The organism is Pseudomonas sp. NFR16, from assembly GCF_900108875.1.
Lineage (GTDB): Bacteria > Pseudomonadota > Gammaproteobacteria > Pseudomonadales > Pseudomonadaceae > Aquipseudomonas.
In genome coordinates this window covers 196,931-215,302 of the sequence record NZ_FNYJ01000001.1, presented here as the reverse complement: position 1 = coordinate 215,302, position 18,372 = coordinate 196,931, and the positions used below count along the sequence as shown (strand labels likewise).

The 18,372-nt window shown below is 59.4% G+C and carries 18 protein-coding genes; 10 read left to right on the top strand and 8 right to left on the bottom strand.

The genetic code is table 11. The features are described 5' to 3' along the window. Nucleotides 1–1,269 (top strand): c-type cytochrome, encoded by a 1,269-nt coding sequence (locus BMZ10_RS01040; protein WP_093459861.1) that lies wholly within the window; start codon nucleotides 1–3, stop codon nucleotides 1,267–1,269. A 292-nt stretch (nucleotides 1,270–1,561) separates the two neighbouring features. Here BMZ10_RS01040 and BMZ10_RS01035 read toward each other — a convergent pair whose 3' ends face one another. Further along, on the bottom strand, nucleotides 1,562–2,449 hold the full coding sequence (locus tag BMZ10_RS01035; RefSeq protein ID WP_256214280.1) for an AraC family transcriptional regulator: 888 nt from the start codon (nucleotides 2,447–2,449) through the stop codon (nucleotides 1,562–1,564). Nucleotides 2,450–2,680: 231 nt separating this feature from the next. Here BMZ10_RS01035 and BMZ10_RS01030 point away from each other — a divergent pair, with 231 nt between their 5' ends. Continuing rightward, entirely contained in the window at nucleotides 2,681–3,187 is a 507-nt protein-coding gene (locus tag BMZ10_RS01030) for a nuclear transport factor 2 family protein (protein ID WP_177182019.1), read from the top strand. Between the two features lie 58 nt (nucleotides 3,188–3,245). On the opposite strand, the gene BMZ10_RS01025 is transcribed toward BMZ10_RS01030, so the two are convergent. After that, on the bottom strand, nucleotides 3,246–3,857 hold the full coding sequence (locus BMZ10_RS01025) for a TetR/AcrR family transcriptional regulator (RefSeq protein WP_093458210.1): 612 nt from the start codon (nucleotides 3,855–3,857) through the stop codon (nucleotides 3,246–3,248). A 91-nt stretch (nucleotides 3,858–3,948) separates the two neighbouring features. Here BMZ10_RS01025 and BMZ10_RS01020 point away from each other — a divergent pair, with 91 nt between their 5' ends. Further along, the gene (locus BMZ10_RS01020) at nucleotides 3,949–4,863 is read left to right on the top strand and encodes an SDR family oxidoreductase (RefSeq protein WP_093458209.1); all 915 of its coding nucleotides are present in this window, start codon (nucleotides 3,949–3,951) and stop codon (nucleotides 4,861–4,863) included. An 806-nt stretch (nucleotides 4,864–5,669) separates the two neighbouring features. Here BMZ10_RS01020 and BMZ10_RS01010 read toward each other — a convergent pair. Both BMZ10_RS01010 and BMZ10_RS01005 read right to left on the bottom strand, forming a co-directional pair. After that, nucleotides 5,670–6,380 (bottom strand): SDR family oxidoreductase, encoded by a 711-nt coding sequence (locus BMZ10_RS01010; RefSeq protein WP_093458207.1) that lies wholly within the window; start codon nucleotides 6,378–6,380, stop codon nucleotides 5,670–5,672. 423 nt (nucleotides 6,381–6,803) lie between these two features. Beyond that, nucleotides 6,804–7,334: a CGNR zinc finger domain-containing protein gene (locus BMZ10_RS01005; RefSeq protein WP_093458206.1), complete on the bottom strand. Its 531-nt coding sequence runs from the start codon at nucleotides 7,332–7,334 to the stop codon at nucleotides 6,804–6,806. A gap of 271 nt (nucleotides 7,335–7,605) precedes the next feature. Between BMZ10_RS01005 and BMZ10_RS01000 the strand changes: the two genes are divergently transcribed. Next, nucleotides 7,606–8,232 carry an NAD(P)H-dependent oxidoreductase gene (locus tag BMZ10_RS01000; RefSeq protein ID WP_093458205.1) on the top strand — a complete coding sequence of 209 codons (627 nt, stop codon included), beginning with the start codon at nucleotides 7,606–7,608 and terminating at the stop codon, nucleotides 8,230–8,232. 96 nt (nucleotides 8,233–8,328) lie between these two features. Continuing rightward, nucleotides 8,329–8,760, top strand: a complete 432-nt coding sequence (locus tag BMZ10_RS00995) for a DUF2000 domain-containing protein (RefSeq protein ID WP_093458204.1) — start codon at nucleotides 8,329–8,331, stop codon at nucleotides 8,758–8,760. Nucleotides 8,761–9,168: 408 nt separating this feature from the next. Here the strand turns inward: BMZ10_RS00995 and BMZ10_RS00990 are convergent, their stop codons facing one another. Beyond that, nucleotides 9,169–9,942: an SDR family oxidoreductase gene (locus BMZ10_RS00990; RefSeq protein WP_093458203.1), complete on the bottom strand. Its 774-nt coding sequence runs from the start codon at nucleotides 9,940–9,942 to the stop codon at nucleotides 9,169–9,171. A gap of 200 nt (nucleotides 9,943–10,142) precedes the next feature. Between BMZ10_RS00990 and BMZ10_RS00985 the strand changes: the two genes are divergently transcribed. The 3 genes from BMZ10_RS00985 to BMZ10_RS00975 all read left to right on the top strand — a co-directional run bounded on the left by BMZ10_RS00985 (nucleotide 10,143) and on the right by BMZ10_RS00975 (nucleotide 12,972). Next, nucleotides 10,143–11,024, top strand: coding sequence for a LysR family transcriptional regulator (locus BMZ10_RS00985; protein WP_093458202.1), 882 nt, complete (start codon nucleotides 10,143–10,145; stop codon nucleotides 11,022–11,024). A gap of 94 nt (nucleotides 11,025–11,118) precedes the next feature. After that, nucleotides 11,119–11,544, top strand: a complete 426-nt coding sequence (locus BMZ10_RS00980) for an Rrf2 family transcriptional regulator (RefSeq protein WP_093458201.1) — start codon at nucleotides 11,119–11,121, stop codon at nucleotides 11,542–11,544. Nucleotides 11,545–11,691: 147 nt separating this feature from the next. Next, nucleotides 11,692–12,972 (top strand): MFS transporter, encoded by a 1,281-nt coding sequence (locus BMZ10_RS00975; protein ID WP_143070238.1) that lies wholly within the window; start codon nucleotides 11,692–11,694, stop codon nucleotides 12,970–12,972. A gap of 119 nt (nucleotides 12,973–13,091) precedes the next feature. On the opposite strand, the gene BMZ10_RS00970 is transcribed toward BMZ10_RS00975, so the two are convergent. Continuing rightward, a complete protein-coding gene (locus tag BMZ10_RS00970; RefSeq protein ID WP_093458199.1) occupies nucleotides 13,092–13,904 on the bottom strand; it encodes a DUF1206 domain-containing protein in 813 nt (270 codons plus the stop codon). Between the two features lie 129 nt (nucleotides 13,905–14,033). After that, complete coding sequence (locus BMZ10_RS00965) at nucleotides 14,034–15,452, bottom strand: aldehyde dehydrogenase family protein (protein ID WP_093458198.1); 1,419 nt, start codon at nucleotides 15,450–15,452, stop codon at nucleotides 14,034–14,036. Nucleotides 15,453–15,553: 101 nt separating this feature from the next. On the opposite strand from BMZ10_RS00965, the gene BMZ10_RS00960 reads away from it, so the two are divergent. After that, nucleotides 15,554–16,456, top strand: a complete 903-nt coding sequence (locus BMZ10_RS00960) for a LysR family transcriptional regulator (RefSeq protein ID WP_093458197.1) — start codon at nucleotides 15,554–15,556, stop codon at nucleotides 16,454–16,456. A 235-nt stretch (nucleotides 16,457–16,691) separates the two neighbouring features. Further along, complete coding sequence (locus BMZ10_RS00955) at nucleotides 16,692–17,600, top strand: LysR family transcriptional regulator (RefSeq protein ID WP_093458196.1); 909 nt, start codon at nucleotides 16,692–16,694, stop codon at nucleotides 17,598–17,600. Here BMZ10_RS00955 and BMZ10_RS00950 read toward each other — a convergent pair. After that, on the bottom strand, nucleotides 17,586–18,362 hold the full coding sequence (locus BMZ10_RS00950) for a substrate-binding domain-containing protein (protein ID WP_093458195.1): 777 nt from the start codon (nucleotides 18,360–18,362) through the stop codon (nucleotides 17,586–17,588). The genes BMZ10_RS00955 and BMZ10_RS00950 overlap by 15 nt on opposite strands. Between the last annotated feature and the right edge of the window lie 10 nt (nucleotides 18,363–18,372).

The following is an 18,372-nucleotide window of genomic DNA, read 5'->3' as shown; positions in this document are numbered from 1 at the left end:
ATGAGGTTGAACAATTTTTTGAAGTGCAGCGCATTGTGCCTGGGCTCGATCAGTCTGCACGCTATGGCCGCGTCGGCAGATCCGCAGACGTTGCAGCGGGGCGAATACCTGGCCCGCGCGGGTGACTGCGTGGCCTGCCATACGGCCAAGGGCGGCGAGCCCTACGCCGGCGGGCTGGGCCTGGAAACGCCCATCGGCGCGGTCTATGCCACCAACATCACGCCCGATCCAGTGCACGGTATCGGGGAATACACGCTGGCGGACTTCGACAAGGCAGTGCGTCACGGCATCCGACGCGACGGCGCGAGCCTGTACCCGGCAATGCCGTATCCGTCGTATGCCAAGGTCTCCGATCAGGACATCGCCGACCTCTACGCCTACTTCATGAATGCAGTGAAGCCTGCCGCCACGCCCAACCGTGATGCCGATATCGCCTGGCCTCTGAGCATGCGCTGGCCGCTGACGATCTGGCGCTGGACATTCGCACCGGCGGTCGCGAGTACGGTACCCGCCTCATCGGATGCTCAAGTGGCACGCGGTCAGTACCTGGTCGAAGGCCTGGGCCATTGCGGCAGTTGTCATACACCGCGTGGCATCGGCATGCAGGAAACAGCCCTGTCGGCCGATGCGAAAGGTGAGTTCCTCTCGGGAGGTGCCCCGCTGGAAGGCTGGGTCGCCAAGAATCTGCGAGGCGACATCCATGATGGTCTGGGCGCCTGGGGCGAGGCGGAAATCGCCCAGTTCCTCAAAACAGGTCGCACCGACCGTACGGCGGTGTTCGGCAGCATGACCGATGTGGTTCAGCACAGCATGCAATATCTGACCGATGAGGATCGCCTGGCCATCGCTCGCTACCTCAAAAGCCTGCCCGCTTCCGGCCCTTCCCCTGCAGCATCAGGTACCTCTGACACGGCTACGCTGATGGCCAGCCTGGACGTTCAAGCGGTCGGGGCCCGGACCTACGCAGACAACTGCATGGCTTGCCATCGCAGTGACGGCAAAGGTTACGCGCATGTGTTCCCGGCGCTGGCCGGAAACTCGGTCGTCAACGGCAAGGACGCGACGTCGCTGATCCACATCGTGCTCGCCGGCGGCTATCTCCCTGGCAACCAGCACGCGCCCACGGCGTTTGCCATGCCGGGTTTCGCCTGGCGTCTGTCTGACCAGGAAGTGGCCGATGTGGTCACGTTCATCCGCACAGGGTGGGGAAACACAGGCACACCGGTCAGCGCTGCCGAGGTTCAGGACCAGCGTTCGACTGACCACTGAAGCGCCACCATTTGCCGCCAGCGGCCGTATAGCGAGCCCCTGAATAAATGGGGCTCGTCATGAACACCCCGAGTCTGCTGCTTTGCGCGACAAATCGGACAAGCGCCTCGGGGCTGAATGACGCAAGGCGTCGCTGACTGATCCATAGCCGCGCGGCCATGAGCAGCGACCTGCTTGACGAGTTCTTTCGCGTGTACGCCGACGCCTGTCAGGTGCGTTGCTCGTGCCAGGCCGAATCAGGTGATCCAGTGATTTTTATCGTGACGAGATGCCCACTGTGTTCCCTCGTTGATTAGATGTGACGCAGCAGTCGAGCGTCTCTGGCCGGCGACATGCCAAACATACGGACATAATCGCGACTGAAGTGCGACGGATTTTCGTAGCCGACTTGATGCCCTGCAGCTGCTGCATCCATCGCTTCGGCAACCATCAGCCGGCGAGCCTCCTGCAGTCTTAACTGATTGCGGAACTCCAGTGGGCTCATCGACGTGACCGCTTTGAAGTGCACATGAAACGTCGAGCGGCTCATGCCAGCAATATCGGCGATTTCATCGATCCGGCAGACTTCGTCGTAATGCGCACGGAGCCAAGCAATTGCTTTGGCAATGTGGCTCAGCCGACTGTCCGCCCGGGTAAGTTGCCGCAGGATGCTGCTGCCTGGCCCGGTCAGAAGGCGATAAAGAATCTCGCGAGTCACCAGTGGCGCGAGTGCTCCGATATCGCCAGGCTTGTCCAGCAGACTGGCGAGTCGTACGGAGGCATCCAGCAGATCAGGAGTCGTCTCGTTCAGCGCAATCCCAGCCAACGACGCGCTTTCATCCTCTTCGGGTAATGGATGACGAAGCGTCAAATCGCTCAATTCCGTCAAGTCGAGATCGAGCACCAGGCAGAGATATGGAGCGATCTCACTCGCCTCAATGACGGAGCCCATCACTGGAAGATGCAGCGATGCAATCAGGTAGTTGGCTGCGTCGTAAACATACGCCGACGTCCCCAGCATCGCTTGTTTGCGACCCTGAGCGACCAGGCACAGCGTTGGCTCGTAAACCACAGGCATCGGCAAAGTCGGCGTGCCGGATCGGATCAGCCCGACGCCAGGAATAGGCGTCCCATGTAAGCCATCGCTTGGCGCGTGTCGGCTGATGATGTCGACAAGTTTTGTCAAAGGATCCATGCCCATTCCATTTCGTCGAGTCTGGACGGTTCAAAGTTCGGCAGCGCGGACAATCGTACAAGCTATCAGGCCGATCATGTTACAGCCGCGATCCGCCTCCAAGGCACACTTCCATTCAAGAACTTTCAGATGAGTGCGGGGAAGCACGCGCAATGGCGGGATATCAAAAACTGAAGGCCCCGCTGTCCATAATCCAGAGTTGGCTATCCATCTTACAGATCGATAGATTGAGGGCACATGATGACGATTCAGAAATACATCATCGCCGCAGCGATGTTGGCCTACACCGTGTTTGGCGGCGTTGCGGTGGCTCAAAAAGCTGAAACGACAACCGAGCGCAATCGAAAGGTTGTCGCACAGGCCTTCGACAATTGGGCTGCAGGAGGGACAACGTTCTTTCAGGACGTGATAGCGCCCGAAGTAATCTGGACCATCAAAGGCAGCAGTCCGGTCGCCGGAACCTACAGAAGCCGCGATGACTTTTTAAAGCGGGCAGTAGCGCCATTCGCCGCACGTCTTTCGTCACCCGTTCGACCAACGGTGAAAAACATATGGGCCGACCATAATGATGTAATCGTTCATTGGGACGGCGTTGCCACCGCAGCCGATGGTGTCCCCTATCGCAACAGTTACGTGTGGATCTTCCGAATGGCGAATCTGCGTGCAACCGAGGTTGTCGCCTTTCTCGATCTCGCGCCCTTCGACGACGTCATAGAGCGCATTCCGCTTGATGAGCGCCGATGAAGGCACCGAGTGGAGCAGCACGTGTGAAGGTCGATGCCGGTATGGCAGCCGATATCGGCTAGTGGCCGGGTGCACCGAACTCTGCCGTTAAGTCCGCGAACGCTGTTTGCAGAAAGGACGCCAACGACTGATCGCCGCCTGCTTGAATCCACTCGTCAATCGCCAGACGCATGGCGCCGAGCGAGGCCATCGCGACCAGGCGCAGGGGTGCGCTGCGGGCGGGGTCGGGCCATCGCTGTATCAGCGCCTCATGCAGAAACCGTTCGTGCACTCCGTAGGCCGCCTGCTTGCGAGCTTTGAGCGTTTCGCTGCTGCGCAGTATACGGTCGATACTTATGAATTTCTGAGTGCGAAAGCCCGAGGACAGTTGCAACATCGCGTCGCGGACCACCTCGACCGGCAGCCTGTCGGCCGGTTGAGCCAACACCGCCTTGTGCAGCGAGACACTGAATCCGCGCATCTGCCAGTCCAGCAGAATTTCTTCCTTCGATTTGAAATAGTAGAAGAAAGTGCGACGCGAAATGCCCGCAGCTTCGGCGATAGCATCCAGAGTAGTCGCTTCGTAGCCCCTTTCAATAAACAGCGAAAGGCCAGTCTCGGCGATTCGTTCCAGCGTTTCTTGCCGCTTGCGTGCACGTAGGCCTTGTGGCCCTGATGGAGAAGTAGTCATACCGCATTGTCACACAGGGATCGAACCTTGCAAAATCGCACCGAGTGCGATAATAATTTTACACCAAGTGCAAATTCCAGGAATGATCTCAATGCCTCATTGGACACTCGCCGATCTGCCGCCTCAGGCAGGACGAATCGCCATCGTGACAGGAACCGGCGGCCTGGGGTTTGAGGCCGCGCGGGCGCTGACGCAAGCCGGGGCTGACGTCATACTTGCCGGTCGTAATTCGAGCAAGGGCGCGGCCGCCGTAGCGCGCATTCGACAGCAATTGCCGCAGGCCAGGATTCGCTTCGAGGAGCTCGACCTCGCAAATCTCGCTTCCGTGGCGGCGTTCGCCGTGCGCATGGAAGCCGATCTGGACCGACTTGATCTGCTGATCAACAACGCAGCCGTAATGAATCCGCCGAGGCGTGAGCTGTCGCACGATGGTCTCGAATTGCAATTCGCCACGAACTACCTCGGCCACTTTGCCCTTACCGCTCACCTGTCAGCGCTGCTGCGCAAAGCACGAGAGCCACGTGTCGTGACTGTATCCAGTATCGCTGCCCGCAGCGGTCGAATTGACCTCGACGACCTACAGGCCGAGCGCGCCTACAGACCGATGTCTGTATACAGCCAGTCCAAGCTCGCCTGCTTGATGTTCATGCTCGAGTTGCAACGCCGCAGTGACGCTAATGGCTGGGGATTGGCGAGTCTCGCGGCGCACCCAGGGGTCTCACGTACCGATCTGTTACTTAATGGCGCAGGCCGTTGGAGCCCGGCTGGATTGCTGCGCACGTGCCTGTGGTTCTTGTTTCAACCCGCCGCCCAGGGCGTATTGCCAACGCTGTATGCTGTGGCGTCACCGCATTCCAGTGGCGGCAGCTATTATGGCCCGACCCGCCTGGGAGAAACCCGAGGCGCGCCCGGCCCTGCAAGCCTGCCCTCACAGGCCCTTGACAGCGTAACAGCAGCACGGCTGTGGGCAGAATCGGAGCGTCTGGCTGGCGTCCAATTTCAGTAAGCTCGCGGCAGCCCTTTACTTAACCAGATCAAACGCAAATCGTTTGTGGCAATCCTGGGCCGATGTTCAAAACCACGGCATTCCTACCAGCTGAACCGGGCCACTCCCGGACGTCGCGCCCACTGCGCTGCGACGCCGCAACGGATAAGGAGGCCACTCAATTAACATCGCTCGGCGGCTCCAACCCGGGCGGGAGCTGATCAGGCGAACAATAGTGGTATGTGGTGACGCTTTTCGATTGTTTCAGCCGAAACCGGCTGTTACTGACAACCTCAATCTTCAAGGTCTCTTTGAATACGGGCCCCGGCCCTACCCCAGCGTCGATACAGTGCTGGAAGACGGTGTAAACATTGCCGGCCTTCGACTGCACTGCCATCTTGCACGCGTGAGTGTGACTCGTGCTCAATCCGGCGCCGTTGTAGCTGCGTATACCGGCATTGGCCGGATCTGAACAGGTCTGGGAGGCGTCGACGTACAAGCCTTTATTCAGCGGTAATACCGAAGCAGTGGACGGGCCTGCAGCAAAACACGCAGCTCCATTCAGGGAGAGCCCTGCGAACAGAGCAAGCCGGCACACCTTCGAGGCCAGGGAAGAGCCACGGGTTTGAGACGAGAAATCGGTAGTAGCGTCCAAATGAGGCTCTCACGGATGACGTGGATGATCAGGCTAAAACGCCTCGGCGTGATAGTGGCGCAGATTAGCCGTATTGTCGCAGGGTCCGATATGCGCTTCACCTCCACAATTCACATATGGAAAAAAGGCGCCGTCCAGGGCGCCTTTTTCATTCCGCGAGGATGTGGCCGGATCAGAAAGACGGCGGGTTGAAGTACACCGGCTCAGCGCTGGAAAGCGTGGATTTGACCTGCAGAGTGCCCTCGTCGGCCAGCACTTCCAGCGCGCCCTCCTCCAGCCCTGCGTAGACTTTTCTGGCCACCACGTCGGGACTCGACTTGGGCATATCGAAACCTTTGGTCATGTCGGTGTCGAGGAAGCCAACGTGCAATGCGAGAACGTGCGTTCCCTGCGGCTTGAGCTGCAGGCGCAAGGCGTTGGTGAGACTCCATGCCGCCGATTTTGAAGCGGCGTAAGCGGCCAGCATTGGCACGCTCAGCCAGGTCGCATCGGAAAGCACGTTGATGAAGGCGCCCCCGCCATTGGCCGCGAGAATCGGCGCGAACGCCTGCGAGACCCGAATAATGCCGTAGTAATTGGTGTTCATCAGCGTCTGCGACAGCTCGATCATGTTCGAGTCGAGCGGTCCGTTCATCAAGCTGACGATGCCGGCATTGTTCACCAGCAGGGTGGTGTCCTTGCACAGCGCGGCAGCGGCTTTGACCGAGGCTTCATCCGTCACATCGAGCTTCACCGGGGTCAGGCCAGGCGCTTCGAATCCTTCCGGATTGCGCATGCCGACATACACCTTGGAGGCGCCCAATGCGTGTGCAGCCTTGGCGAAGGCCAGGCCCAAGCCACGGTTGGCGCCAGTCACGAAAACTACGGAATTGCGGACGTTCATTTCAGTACCTTTAGTATGTGTGGAGTGCAATGGAAAAGGGCGTGCGGAGTTCGGTGCGGTTTCCTTACGAGCAGACTCGCCGGACAAACAGTGTGCAATTACACACGTTGGTCTGAAAAAATAGGCGGTCACCGCCTTCCTCTCACATTCAAGCGTCTAGAGCGCCCGGATCATCGTCGTGCGTTTCCGTTATCGCGCAAGTTCCGCCATCAGAATGCGAGGCCGTTGCGGCACAATTCCCAGCAACGATTGCGCTACGGTCAGTTGCACAGGTGCCGATCATGAGGCGCGTCAAGAAGCGGGCTTCGCTCAACCGTGAAGCAGTGACAACGATCGGGTCCGTCGAATACTTTTAATGTCGACCATCATATTTAGACGAGGGGTTCTGTCAAGCTGTGCGCAGCGAAGAAAAATCGCGGCTGATCATGCGGTTCGTGAGCGAAAAGCCGCGACGTTCGCTTTGTTCCCGCAAACCGCATAGGAATGCCACCGCTGAGTCCGGGCCCGCGTCGTGTCGAAGTATGCGGCTTTGCAATCGGGATTGGCGCAGATCTTCAACCGATTCCATTTTCCCTCTCGCCGAAGCTGCGCAACATCACGCAGCGCCAGTCCAATCAGGGTTTCGCCCCCCTGCTCTCGCAGATCTGCGTCTGACGCTTCAGCAAAAAAATAATGGAAAGACTGCTGCTTCGAAAGTTGATTGAGCATCGCCAATGCGTCGGGATCGTCTTCACCGTGTTGGACCAGCCTTAACAGGCAATCACGAAGCTGCCGGGCCAGGGGGAGCGAATCTTCCCCAGCCTTCTCGCCCGTTCCCATGATCAGCGGCAGGCGAAACGCGTCGAAGCGTTCGGCGTTTTCCATCCGATCGACACCTCGCTCAAACCCGACTCCGCCTGAATTCAAAAGAGCTAACAAACGGTTGATGGCCGAAGCGTGCTGCTGGGTTGGCATAGCGTTTCCTCATTTTGCAAAAGCTCATCCTACAAAAAAGACTTGCCGCCCCGAGATTGTAATGGCCATAATCATTTTAGGCAATTACATTGCCCAAATGACGGCTATGAAGTTCGCTGAAACCAGCGCTCTCGTCGAGCCGTGCGAGACATCGAATGCTCGCCCTTCTCCGCCGACGCGGAATAAAGATGAGCGGAAGGCAAGGCTGCCAGTGGCTTGTCGCGTTTGATTCGCCCGATTAAATGTCATCTATAATCCATAGGAGCTGCACATGCTTTCCAGCCACATGCAATGGCGCTATGCAACCAAGAAATTCGACCCGTCCGCCAAGGTCTCTGAAGCCGAGCTTCAAGAGCTGCTGCTCAATGTCCAACTGGCGCCTACCTCCTACGGTCTGCAGCCTTTCAAGGTCATCGATGTCCGCACGCCGGAACTTCGCGCGCAAATCCGGGAAGCTGCCATCGGCCAGCCACAGATCACCGAAGGCAGCCATCTCCTGGTTTTCGCGGTATGCACCGATCTCGATAGCGCAGCCGTGGCCCAGTACATCGACCTGGCCGCGATTACCCGTGGCTTGAGCCGCGAAACCCTTGCGCCGCGGGAGACGCATATCCAGGGCGCGGTCAATAAACTGCTCCCGTCCGAGCGCATCCTCTGGTCGCAAAAACAGGCGTACCTCGCCATGGGTGTCCTGGTGAGCGCAGCCGCGCAGATGCAGATCGACATCTGCCCGATGGAAGGCTTCGACCGCACGCAAGTGGACAGGATTCTGGGGCTGACAGAGCAAGGGCTGGCGTCAACGGTGTTCGCCGTCATCGGCCATCGCGCGGCCGACGATCCAGCGGCCGGCCTGGCGAAGGTGCGCAAAAGCGCGGACCAACTGTTCCTGACCCTTTGATCCCTGGGAGGCGAATCCCGTGGCCTCCTGCTTCCCCATACGACGGCGACCTTCAGGGCACGCCGCTTTTCTAATCCATCAGAAGGGCGCCTCTGCATGACGCAAGTGGACAGTCTGGAAAAGTCAGCCAAATACAAGATCGCTGTCGTTCTGCGCGAAGATTTGCAAGGCTGGCAAAAGCTCAATGTCACCGCGTTTCTGGTCAGCGGCGTCACCGCAGGGGCCATGGTTCAGGGCCTGACTTATTACGACAGGTCGGGGTACAAGTACCTGCCGATGTTTCAGGAACCGGTGATGACCTACAGCGCGCCGCTGGAGGGGCTGCGGTCCATCGCTGACCGGGCGCGGGTGCGTGACATCCCATTCGCCATCTTCACCGATGAGCTGTTTCTGACCTACGACGATGAAGCTAACCGGCAGGCTGTGTCGGCGTTTTATAGTGAAGATCTGAACCTTGCGGGGCTCGCGTTTCGCTGCCCGAAAAACGCCGCTGACAAGCTGCTCAAGGGCTTTGAATTAATGAGCTGACTGCGCCGCATGGCGTTCGCGAAACCCGAGATTGAACCCAGGATCAGACCAGGCAGTGATGGACATTGAAGAAGCGAGCCTGACCCGAAGCGACGACAACCGAACGCTCGCGTAGCTGGAAACCGGGGAGACTTGCTGAGTCTTTCCCGACAAGGACGCGCTGGCAGCGCCGTCGGCCTTCGACGAGCCCCTGAGCGACCAGGGTGTGGACGCACAGGCGACAGTAGCGTCGCTGGGCAACGTCGGATAGCCCGCACGGCAAGGCTCAGACGTCCGCCAACAGCCTCGTCAGGCTGACGGCGCCCGTCAGAAGCGGTCGATGAGCGCCGGTCAGGATGCCGACAAACATGGCCTCTTCGGGGCGCCGGAAACCAGCGTCGTCGTCTCTGCAAAACTTCGCATCACCTTTTACATCACGCTAGGCACCAGATTCTCTCCACCCGTTACCTCGATCACGGTGCCGGTCACGTAAGGATTGGTCATCAAAAACAGCGCAGCGTGCGCAATATCGGCGGCGGTACCTGCTCGACGCGCCGGGAAATTCTCGCGAACCTTCGCTCGCAGGCCGTCACGTACGTCCGCAGGCAAAATGCTCCACATCTCCGTGTCCACAAAACCTGGGCGGATCGTGTTCACCCGCACTGGCGCAAGTTCCAGCGCAAGTGAACCTGACAACGCCTCTACTGCGACAAAAGCAGCCGTAGGTGCGGTGAATCCGGGTTTTGGACGGACCGCGGCGCCCCCCGTGAAGAAGGTGATCGTGCCGCCCGTGCTCAGATGTGGCGTGGCATAGCGAGCGCAGGCCCAACTGCCGAGAAACTTGCCTTCGAAGTAACTGCGCACGCCGGTCATGTCTGAATCCATAAAGGCGCCCCACGTCCCAAAGTCGGGCGCAGCCGTTACGGCGAGATGATCAAAGGCGCCAATGCTGTCGAACGCCTGACGAACAGCGGCTTCGTCTCGTATGTCCAGAATGATCTGTTCGAAATTTGCGAGATCCGGCCGTTCTGACAGGGATGCAATGCGCCGACTGGCCACTACTACTGATGCACCACCCGCATATGCCGCTTGAGCAATGCCCAGACCCATGCCGGTTTTTCCGCCCACGACGACGACTTTTTTACCTTGAAGACTCAAGGAAGGGGCACTGCCTTGATGCTGATCGCTCACTGTGTTGCTCATGATGATGTTCCTCATTTGATGATGAATGTCGGGATGCCGACGCTGCCACGGGGTTGCGAGAGGTTGTTGGACCGACCGTCAGCAGCAAACGAATGGTAATTGGGTCGCTATCTGGTGATAATCCGGCGAATTGGTATAGGGTCTATTCTCTTTTCGAATAATTAGGGGTACTTCATGACCGATACAGGGTGGAAATGACCATGGATCGTTTTCGTGAACTGACAGCGTTCGTCACCGTCGTCGAAACGGGTGGCTTCTCCGCCGCTGCCCGCCGGCTGGGTGATTCGCAATCGGCGATTAGCAAGTCTGTTAACGCGCTGGAGAAGCGTCTGGGCGCAACACTTCTCAGCAGGAGCACGCGCAGCGTTACGCTCACCGATCAGGGCCGCCAGTACTACGAGCGGACCAGACCGCTCCTTGAGGAGATCGAAGAGGCCGACGGGGAGCTTGCGAGCAGTTCCGGGGATGTCAGAGGCTTAGTCCGAATCGCCGCACCGTCGACGTTCGGCCGACTTCATATTGTTCCGCTGATTCCGAAACTGCTGGAGCTCCACCCGAATATAACGCTGGACGTGCGCCTGTCCGACGCTGTCCGGGATTTGATTGATGACGGTGTCGACCTGGCGATCAGGGTCAGCCCCGTACGCGATCCTGACTCGGTGGTGAAACGTGTCGCAACGACGAAGTTGGTATGTGTCGGCGCTCGTCATTACCTCCGTCGCCATGGCACGCCTGCCGTGCCGACCGATCTGGCGCAACACAACTGCCTGATCTATGGAGACATGACGGAATGGCCATTCCAGGGTCCGGATGGATCGTTCACTGTCCAGGTGCAGGGCAATCTTTATTCCAACAGTGTGGAAACCATTCTGGCGGGGGTGCGGGCCGGTGTAGGCATTGGAATGTTCAACCGAGCCTCATTGGTGGGGGACCTGCAGCATCCGGATATCGTGACAGTTCTCGACGAGTTCGTCAGTTCGTCAAGGGATATCAGCCTGATCTGGCCCCGGCGTCGGTTCATTCCGGCACGAGTCAGAACGGTCACGGATTTTTTCGCTGCAGAGCTCGCTCTACGAATCTGAGCCGCCTGATGAGAACGATCCATTCGGACACCGCGGGCGTCTTGCACGAAAGCGTTACTTGACAGCCCAAATTTATGTCAATTAGATTCACAATATGTCCCAGACCAACGTTCAGTTCTCCGTCGCATCCCACATCATGGCTTCGCTGGGCGCCCATTACGGTACGCCTGTGCGTTCTAACGATCTGGCGGGCAGCGTTAATGCAGACCCCAGTTTCGTGCGTCGTGTGGTTTCCAAGCTTGCCAAGGCGGGGTTGGTGAGCACTATTCGAGGCAAGTCTGGCTCGTGCACCCTTTCTCGACCGCCGTCAGAAATCACACTGCTGGATATCTATAAGGCAAGCGGAGCGCCCAAGGCGTTCGCCGTCCATGGCTACGCTGTGACCGAAGGATGTCATGTCAGCAGGAATATCAAAGGCTGCCTGGCACTGGTTCTGGATCGTGCTCAGGCGTCATTTGAGCAGAGCCTGGCGGAACAGACGCTCGCGGACATCGTGACCGGAGTGGAGAACAAAAGCTGATTTGTTTTGCCTTTAAATGTTGTCTTTATTAGCACATTAAGAAACTGCTTCGTTACAGGAACGTGGGAGACGCGGTATGACAATCCATGCAGAAACGAGGGTCACGTTCATGACTGGCAGTCATCGGGTTGCCGAGATCAGCGTTCAGTGGATGAGCGTGCCAAGAGGTGGCGCCGCCGGCATATTGTTCCATTCAGGGAAGGCCCGCCCATGGTAGCCGACACGGGCACTGCAGAGCGCATCGAGCAGGACCTCCCCCGGCTGAGCAATAACGGGACAGTACCCGCCTGGCGAGCCGTTGCCGCGCTTGCGCTCAGTACGTTCACTTGCGTCACCACCGAGTTCCTTCCCGTCGGATTGCTGACCAACATCGCCAGCAGCCTTCACGTCAGCGAAGGCGCAGCCGGTCTGATGATCACAACGCCCGGGCTGATGGCAGCCGCTAGCGGCCCGCTGCTCATCATTCTGGCGGGACGACTGGATCGACGTATCGTTCTGCTGTTGCTGGCGACACTGCTGGTGCTTTCCAACGTGATCGCTGCGATGGCTCCGAACCTGGCGACCATACTGGTCGCAAGGATGCTTTTAGGGCTCTGCGTTGGCGGCTTCTGGACGTTCGCACCCAGCGCAACAGGTCGCCTCGTGCCCGAAGCCCTGCAACCTCGCGCTATGTCATACATCATGGCCGGCATTTCTGTCGCGACCATTGCAGGTGTCCCTGCCGGCGCTTTACTGGGAGAAATCGCAGGTTGGCGAATGACATTTTTCGCCATCACTGGCCTGGCCCTCATCGTGCTCATCCTGCAGATCCTTACCCTGCCGCCCATGCCTGCGGAACGGGCTATCAAAATCCGCGAGTTGAAAGCACCGTTTGCCAAGCCGCCGGCAAGAGCAGGCTTGATCGTGACGCTGCTTCTGGTGTCAGGGCACTTCGCGACCTACTCCTATCTTAAACCGATGTTTCAGCAACTCTACGGCGTCTCGCCCGAAGGGGTGACCACTGTCCTGCTTATCTATGGCGTTGCAGGCTTCATTGGTACCTTCATGGGTGGGCGTCTGGTGACCAAAAGCGTTCGCGGTACGGCGCTGGCGGCAGTGTTGATGATTGCGGCCGTCCTGACGGTATCTGCCGTTGGCGTCAGCGGTCTGATCGCCGGCAGTGTATCCGCAGGGGTCTGGGGTGCAGCATTCGGCCTGGTTCCAGTGTCCCTGACGACCTGGATGCTCAACGCCATGCCAGATTCCCCTGAAGCAGGCCAGGCCGTGCAGGTCAGTGTCTTCCAGATCGGAATATCGCTGGGTGCCTTTGTCGGCGGGCTCGTCCTCGACGCCTACAGCATTGTCGGCGTGCTCGCACTTGGCAGCACTCTCCTCATTCTGGCCGCAGTGGCGATTGGCGCCGCACGTTCAGAACCCAGGCACCCGTAATCCCAACGCTATCCGGACAACAGCAGGCGGGGTATTTGCAGAAAAGCACGGTAATCGGCTGCCTTGAGCAGCATGGCAAGGACCCCGCGCTGTCATGGGACGCAGGATTAACAGCCCCACTACCCCCTCGACACTCCCGGAATTTCCATATTGATCTTCCGCCAGAAGGCTTCGGAAAAGCTGTAGACCGAGAAGGCGATCAGGCCCAGCGCCATCATGATCAACAACAGCCAGCCGGCCGGGAGATTCTGCAGGGCGTCGAGGGCTTCTTTCATGCCAGGCGGGTTCACGGCCTGATAGGCAGAACCGCTGACGGCGAGCAGCAGCGCGATCTCGATGAACACGACGCCACGGGCGATCAGTCCGAATCTGGAAACCGGTCGGACGTAGCGCATGACCTCTTCGTCGGCCTCGAAATACTTCTCGAACGACGCCTTCCATCCTTTGATGATATGAGCGATGCCGACACCCAGTGGCACGAGCGCGATCAGGTACACCAACACGTTTGAATATCGCCAGGACAGCAGATGAGCCAGCCAGTCTTTGGCGTGTCCTCCGGAATCCCCTGAGCTTCCGATACCGCTCACCAGCAGGCCCAATGCGAAAAACGCCAGAGCGCCGTTGACCAGACCTCCCGCCAGCAGCCCCGCGCGTATGACCACGCCTTTGAGGTCCTTGCCGTGGTGGTCAACATCCCGCGTCGCTTGCAGGACGCGCCACGCAGCGAATGCGAGCAGGCCCGCCACCACGAGCCCCACCAGAAAGTAGCCGAAGGGCTGACCCAGCAAGGCTTCCAGGCTTTTGTGGCTGTCCTTGGGCCTGGTCGAGTCCTGTGCGGCCAGCAAGGCGAAGATGCCGATGATCAGGTAAAGCACGCCGCGAGCCGCATACCCTCCCCGTGCAAGAATTACCAGACTGTGTTGCGCTGACATGGGCTGCATTCCAAGAGTAATAGATGAGCAGACCCTGACAGCTGCAAGGGGTTCTATTCGTCGTCCGGCGCCTATGCAATGCCGCACGCGTCACCGATGCTTCTGCGTACCGGCCTTGGCACGCCCCTCTCAATCAGCGACGACAGTCTTGGCCTCCAGAAACGCTTCGAGGCCAAATACGCCGAATTCCCGACCGAGCCCGGATTGTTTCCTGCCGCCAAAGGGAGCCATCAGTTCGGAAGTGTGTCGGTTGATCAACACGGTTCCCGCCTCCAGCCGGAGCGCTACCCGCCGAGCCATGTCCGGATCGCTGGAAAAGACATAAGCCTGCAAGCCGTAGTCGCTGCGGTTGGCCATGGCGATGGCCTGCTCGAGCGAGTCATAGGTCATGATGGAAAGCACAGGCCCGAAGATTTCCTCGTTGGCGATGTCCATCCGGTCAGTGACGTCGGCAAAGACGGTGGGCCTGACGTAATACCCCTTTTCCAGCCCTTGCGGTCGACCCGTGCCGCCGGCGATCAGCGTCGCCCCCTGCTCCAGGCCGCGACGAATGTAGGTCTGGACACGTTCGTAGTGAGCCTGGCTTACCGCCGGCCCGATGGCGGTTTGCGGGTCAGATGGATCACCGATGCGCATCGTGTCGACGTGGCGCCGAACGGCAGAAATGACCTCCCCCAACCGCGCCCGCGGCACGAGCAAGCGCGAGCCTGCGACGCACGCCTGTCCGTTGTTCATGAACGCCGCGCTCATGGCCAGCGGCACGGCCGTGGCAAGGTCGACATCGTCCAGAAGCAGTGTCGCCGACTTGCCGCCCAACGAAAGGCTGACGCGCTTCATCGTCTCGATGCTCGCCCGCGCGATCTGTTTGCCCGTCGAGGTCGAGCCGGTGAAGGAAATCTTTGTGACGCCTGGATGGGTGGTCAATTCGTCACCGACGTCGTGCCCCCGGCCGAGCAGGATATTGAACACCCCATCAGGAAGGCCGGCCTCGTGGAGGGCCGTCGCGAGGACGTGAGTCTGAATCGGGCTGAGTTCGCTGGGTTTGATCACTGATGCGCAACCCGCGGCAATGGCGCAGGCCAGCTTGCTGCAGACCGTGCCGGCCACGCTGTTCCATGGCGCGATCAGCGCGGCGACGCCGACCGGCTCCATGATGACCGATGCCTCCCCGATGGTTCTCACCCATTCATAACCGTCTAGCACGTGCGCGGTGTTCTTGAAGCACTGTGCCGCATACTGACTGACCCACTGGGTACGCGCGAGGACGCCGCCGTACTCTTCAATGGCCGCGTCGCGAAGACGATCCGAGTTCGACAGCACCGCCTGCTGCAACGCCAGCAGCATGTCGATCCGTTCCGCCTTGCGGGTGGAGGCCAGCGTGGGCTGGGCGCGCGTCGCAGCCTCGATGGCAAGCACTGTATCGGCGCGATTGGCGAGGGTGACCTGTCCAATCACCTGCTCGGAAGCGGGGTTGATGATCGACAGCGTTTCATTGCCCTGAACCTGGACAAATGCCCCATCGATATAAGCCTGATTGAAACTGCGCATGCGGTGATTCTCGTGGCGTCCTGAAGGCGAAGAATCTAACAGTTGAAGCGATTCGAAATAACGCGCTCAAATACGGATGAATCATCTGGAAAACCGGGACAATGTATAAGCACGGCCTTGTTGAACTTGAAGTTGTACTTGCGGTGGCAGACAAGCAGAGCTTTCGCGCCGCTGCGGTAGAACTGGACATGTCCACCACCGGCGTGAGCAATGCGCTTCGGGGGCTGGAGGCGCGACTGGGTGAACGCCTGTTTCATCGCACCACGCGCAGCGTTGCACTGACCGATGCAGGACGGCGCTTTGTCGAGCAGATACGGCCCGCTGTGGCAAACATCAACGCGGCGATGGCGAGCCTTCAGGAACACAAGCCCGTGCCCACTGGCACCTTGCGGATAAACAGCTCGCTCGGCGCCGCGCTGATGGTGTTTCAGCCGCTCGTTCGGCAGTTTCTGAGCCGCTACCCTGGCATGACGCTGGAAATTGCCACGCAAGAAAAGCGGGTGGACATCGTCGCCGACGGTTTCGACGCCGGCTTGCGCCTGAGCTCGGACGTCCCGGGGGACATGATTCGCGTCGCGATCACCGACAGTGTTCCTATCGCCGTCGTGGCCTCCCCTGACTTTTTAGCGACCCACGCAACGCCCGCGCGACTCGAGGATCTGCAGGCGCTGCCGTGCATTCGCGCACGCTATCCCGGTGGCATGGCCGCACCTTGGGAGTTCAGCGAGAACGACAGGCCGATCATCGTCGAGGTGCAGGGCTCGTTGATTCTCGACGCGCCGCTGATGATGCTGGAGGCGGCCAGGAACGGCCTTGGACTGGCGCAGTTGCCACGCTGGTATGTGGAAAACGATATTCGTAAGGGGCGACTGATCGAGGTTTTAGCGCAATGGGCCAAGCCATTACCCGGCCTGTCGCTTTATTACGCAGGCCACCGACACATCCCCGCCGGACTGCGAGCGCTGATTGATCTGATCCACGAACAGCGCCGTGCCGATCTGTAGGCAGCAGCGCCGCAATGGCGACACTCGAGCAAGTTTGTCGAGCGGGATCCATCAGCCGCAGCATTGCCCGGCAAGCGGCAGACTCCTGACTTGACGCCGATCAGAAGGCTCAGTGAGGCAGAAATGTGCCGACCGGGGTGATGCCTCCAATGGATCTGCTGCGGCTGTTGGATGGTGAGCTGTCCGGCAACCCTTTAACATTGATGCATCTATTCGATCAGATGCGGGTTAAGCGGTGAGTATCAACTTCGATCTAAACGACCTGTTGGCCTTTCGCGGCGTTGTCGAGCAAGGCAGCTTCCGGCGCGCGGCCGACTCGATCCGCATCACGCAGTCCGCGCTCAGTCGTCGGATCGAAAAGCTTGAGACAGCGCTGGGCGTCAAGCTTTTCGAGCGGACGACGCGACGGGTCACGCTGACCAATGTCGGACGTGCATTTTTGCCGCAAGTCGAACGACTGCTCGACGATCTTGATCTGGCGTTGTTGAGTGTGGGTGATGGCGGGGCCCTGCGTACCGGAACGCTGACGATCGCCTGCGTTCCCTCCGCCGCCTACTACTTCATGCCCCATGCAATCCGGGATTTCCATGCGCAGTACCCCAGGATCAAGATCAGGCTCATCGATGCTTCGGCCAATGAAGTCAGCGCAGCGGTGGCGTCGGGCGAGGCAGATTTCGGCGTGAGCTTTACCGGAAACCTGGCCCCTGAGATCGAGTTCAGTCTGCTGATGGAAGAACGCTATGTGATCGCCTGCCGCAAGGATCACCCCATCGCCTCGAGAACCTCGATCACCTGGGCCGAAGCCTATCAGCACGATTACATCACCCTGGACAAGTCCTCCGGAAACCGACTGGTCATCGACCGGGCGTTGCCGGCGGTACGGTTTGCCAGGGAAAGCGTCTGCGAAGCGCGTCATGTGACGACAGTCCTCGGCCTGATCGAGGCAGGCCTGGGGCTGGCGGCAGTGCCTTCCATCGCCATGCCGGTGGCGACCCATCCCATTCTGGCCAGCGTCGCCCTCACAGAGCCTGAAGTGATGAGGCAAATGGGATTGCTCAAGCGCCGCGGGCGTACTTTGACGCCTGCGGCGCTGGCGCTGGAGCAGCTTATATGCGAGCTGCCTGCGCGGTTAGCGAGGGACTGAATCCAGGCCACTGGAGCGAACGGTGGCCTGAGCTTGCGGGGATGCCAGATACTCCAGAAGCCGTCTGGCTTCAGCCGGATGCTGCGCATTTTTCGGGATACCACCGGCGAACCGGGTGACGGACTGGACGTCTTCCGGAATTTTGCCCGCAAAGGTAATGCCAGGTACCGGAAGCAGTTCTGCCACTTGCTGGAACCCGAGTTCGTAATCACCCTTTGCAACGACCGAGCCCACCGGGATACGCTCGATCATCTTGCTTTTGGGCGCAAGCTGATCCTGAATCCCGAGTTTCTTGAACAATTCTTTCTCGATGTAGACCCCGCTGGCGCTGTCGGAATAGGCAACGGACCTTGCATTGAGGAGCACCTTTTTCAATTCAGCATCAGTGGCAATGGACGGCGTATCCGCGCCAGCCTTGACTGCCATACCGATGCGCGAATCGGCCAGTTCGACGCGCGAGTCCGGGTCAACCTTGCCCTGCTTGATCAGCTCATCCAGGGCGTAGCCCACCATGATGACCACATCGGCGTGCTCCCCGCGCGCCAGTCGGTTGGGAATCGCTTCCGGCGCTTTGCCCATGGACGGACCGAGCACTGTGTTCAACGTGTTGGCGCTGCTCTTTGCATAGGCGGGAGCCAGCCCTTGATAGGCAGCCGTAAAGCCGCCAGAAGTCATCACGGTCAGCTCCTCGGCGTGGGCAGCGGCGCTGAACGCCCATCCAGCCAGTAACAACGCGTGGCAAGTTTTGAATAACGATGGCATGAGCACTTCC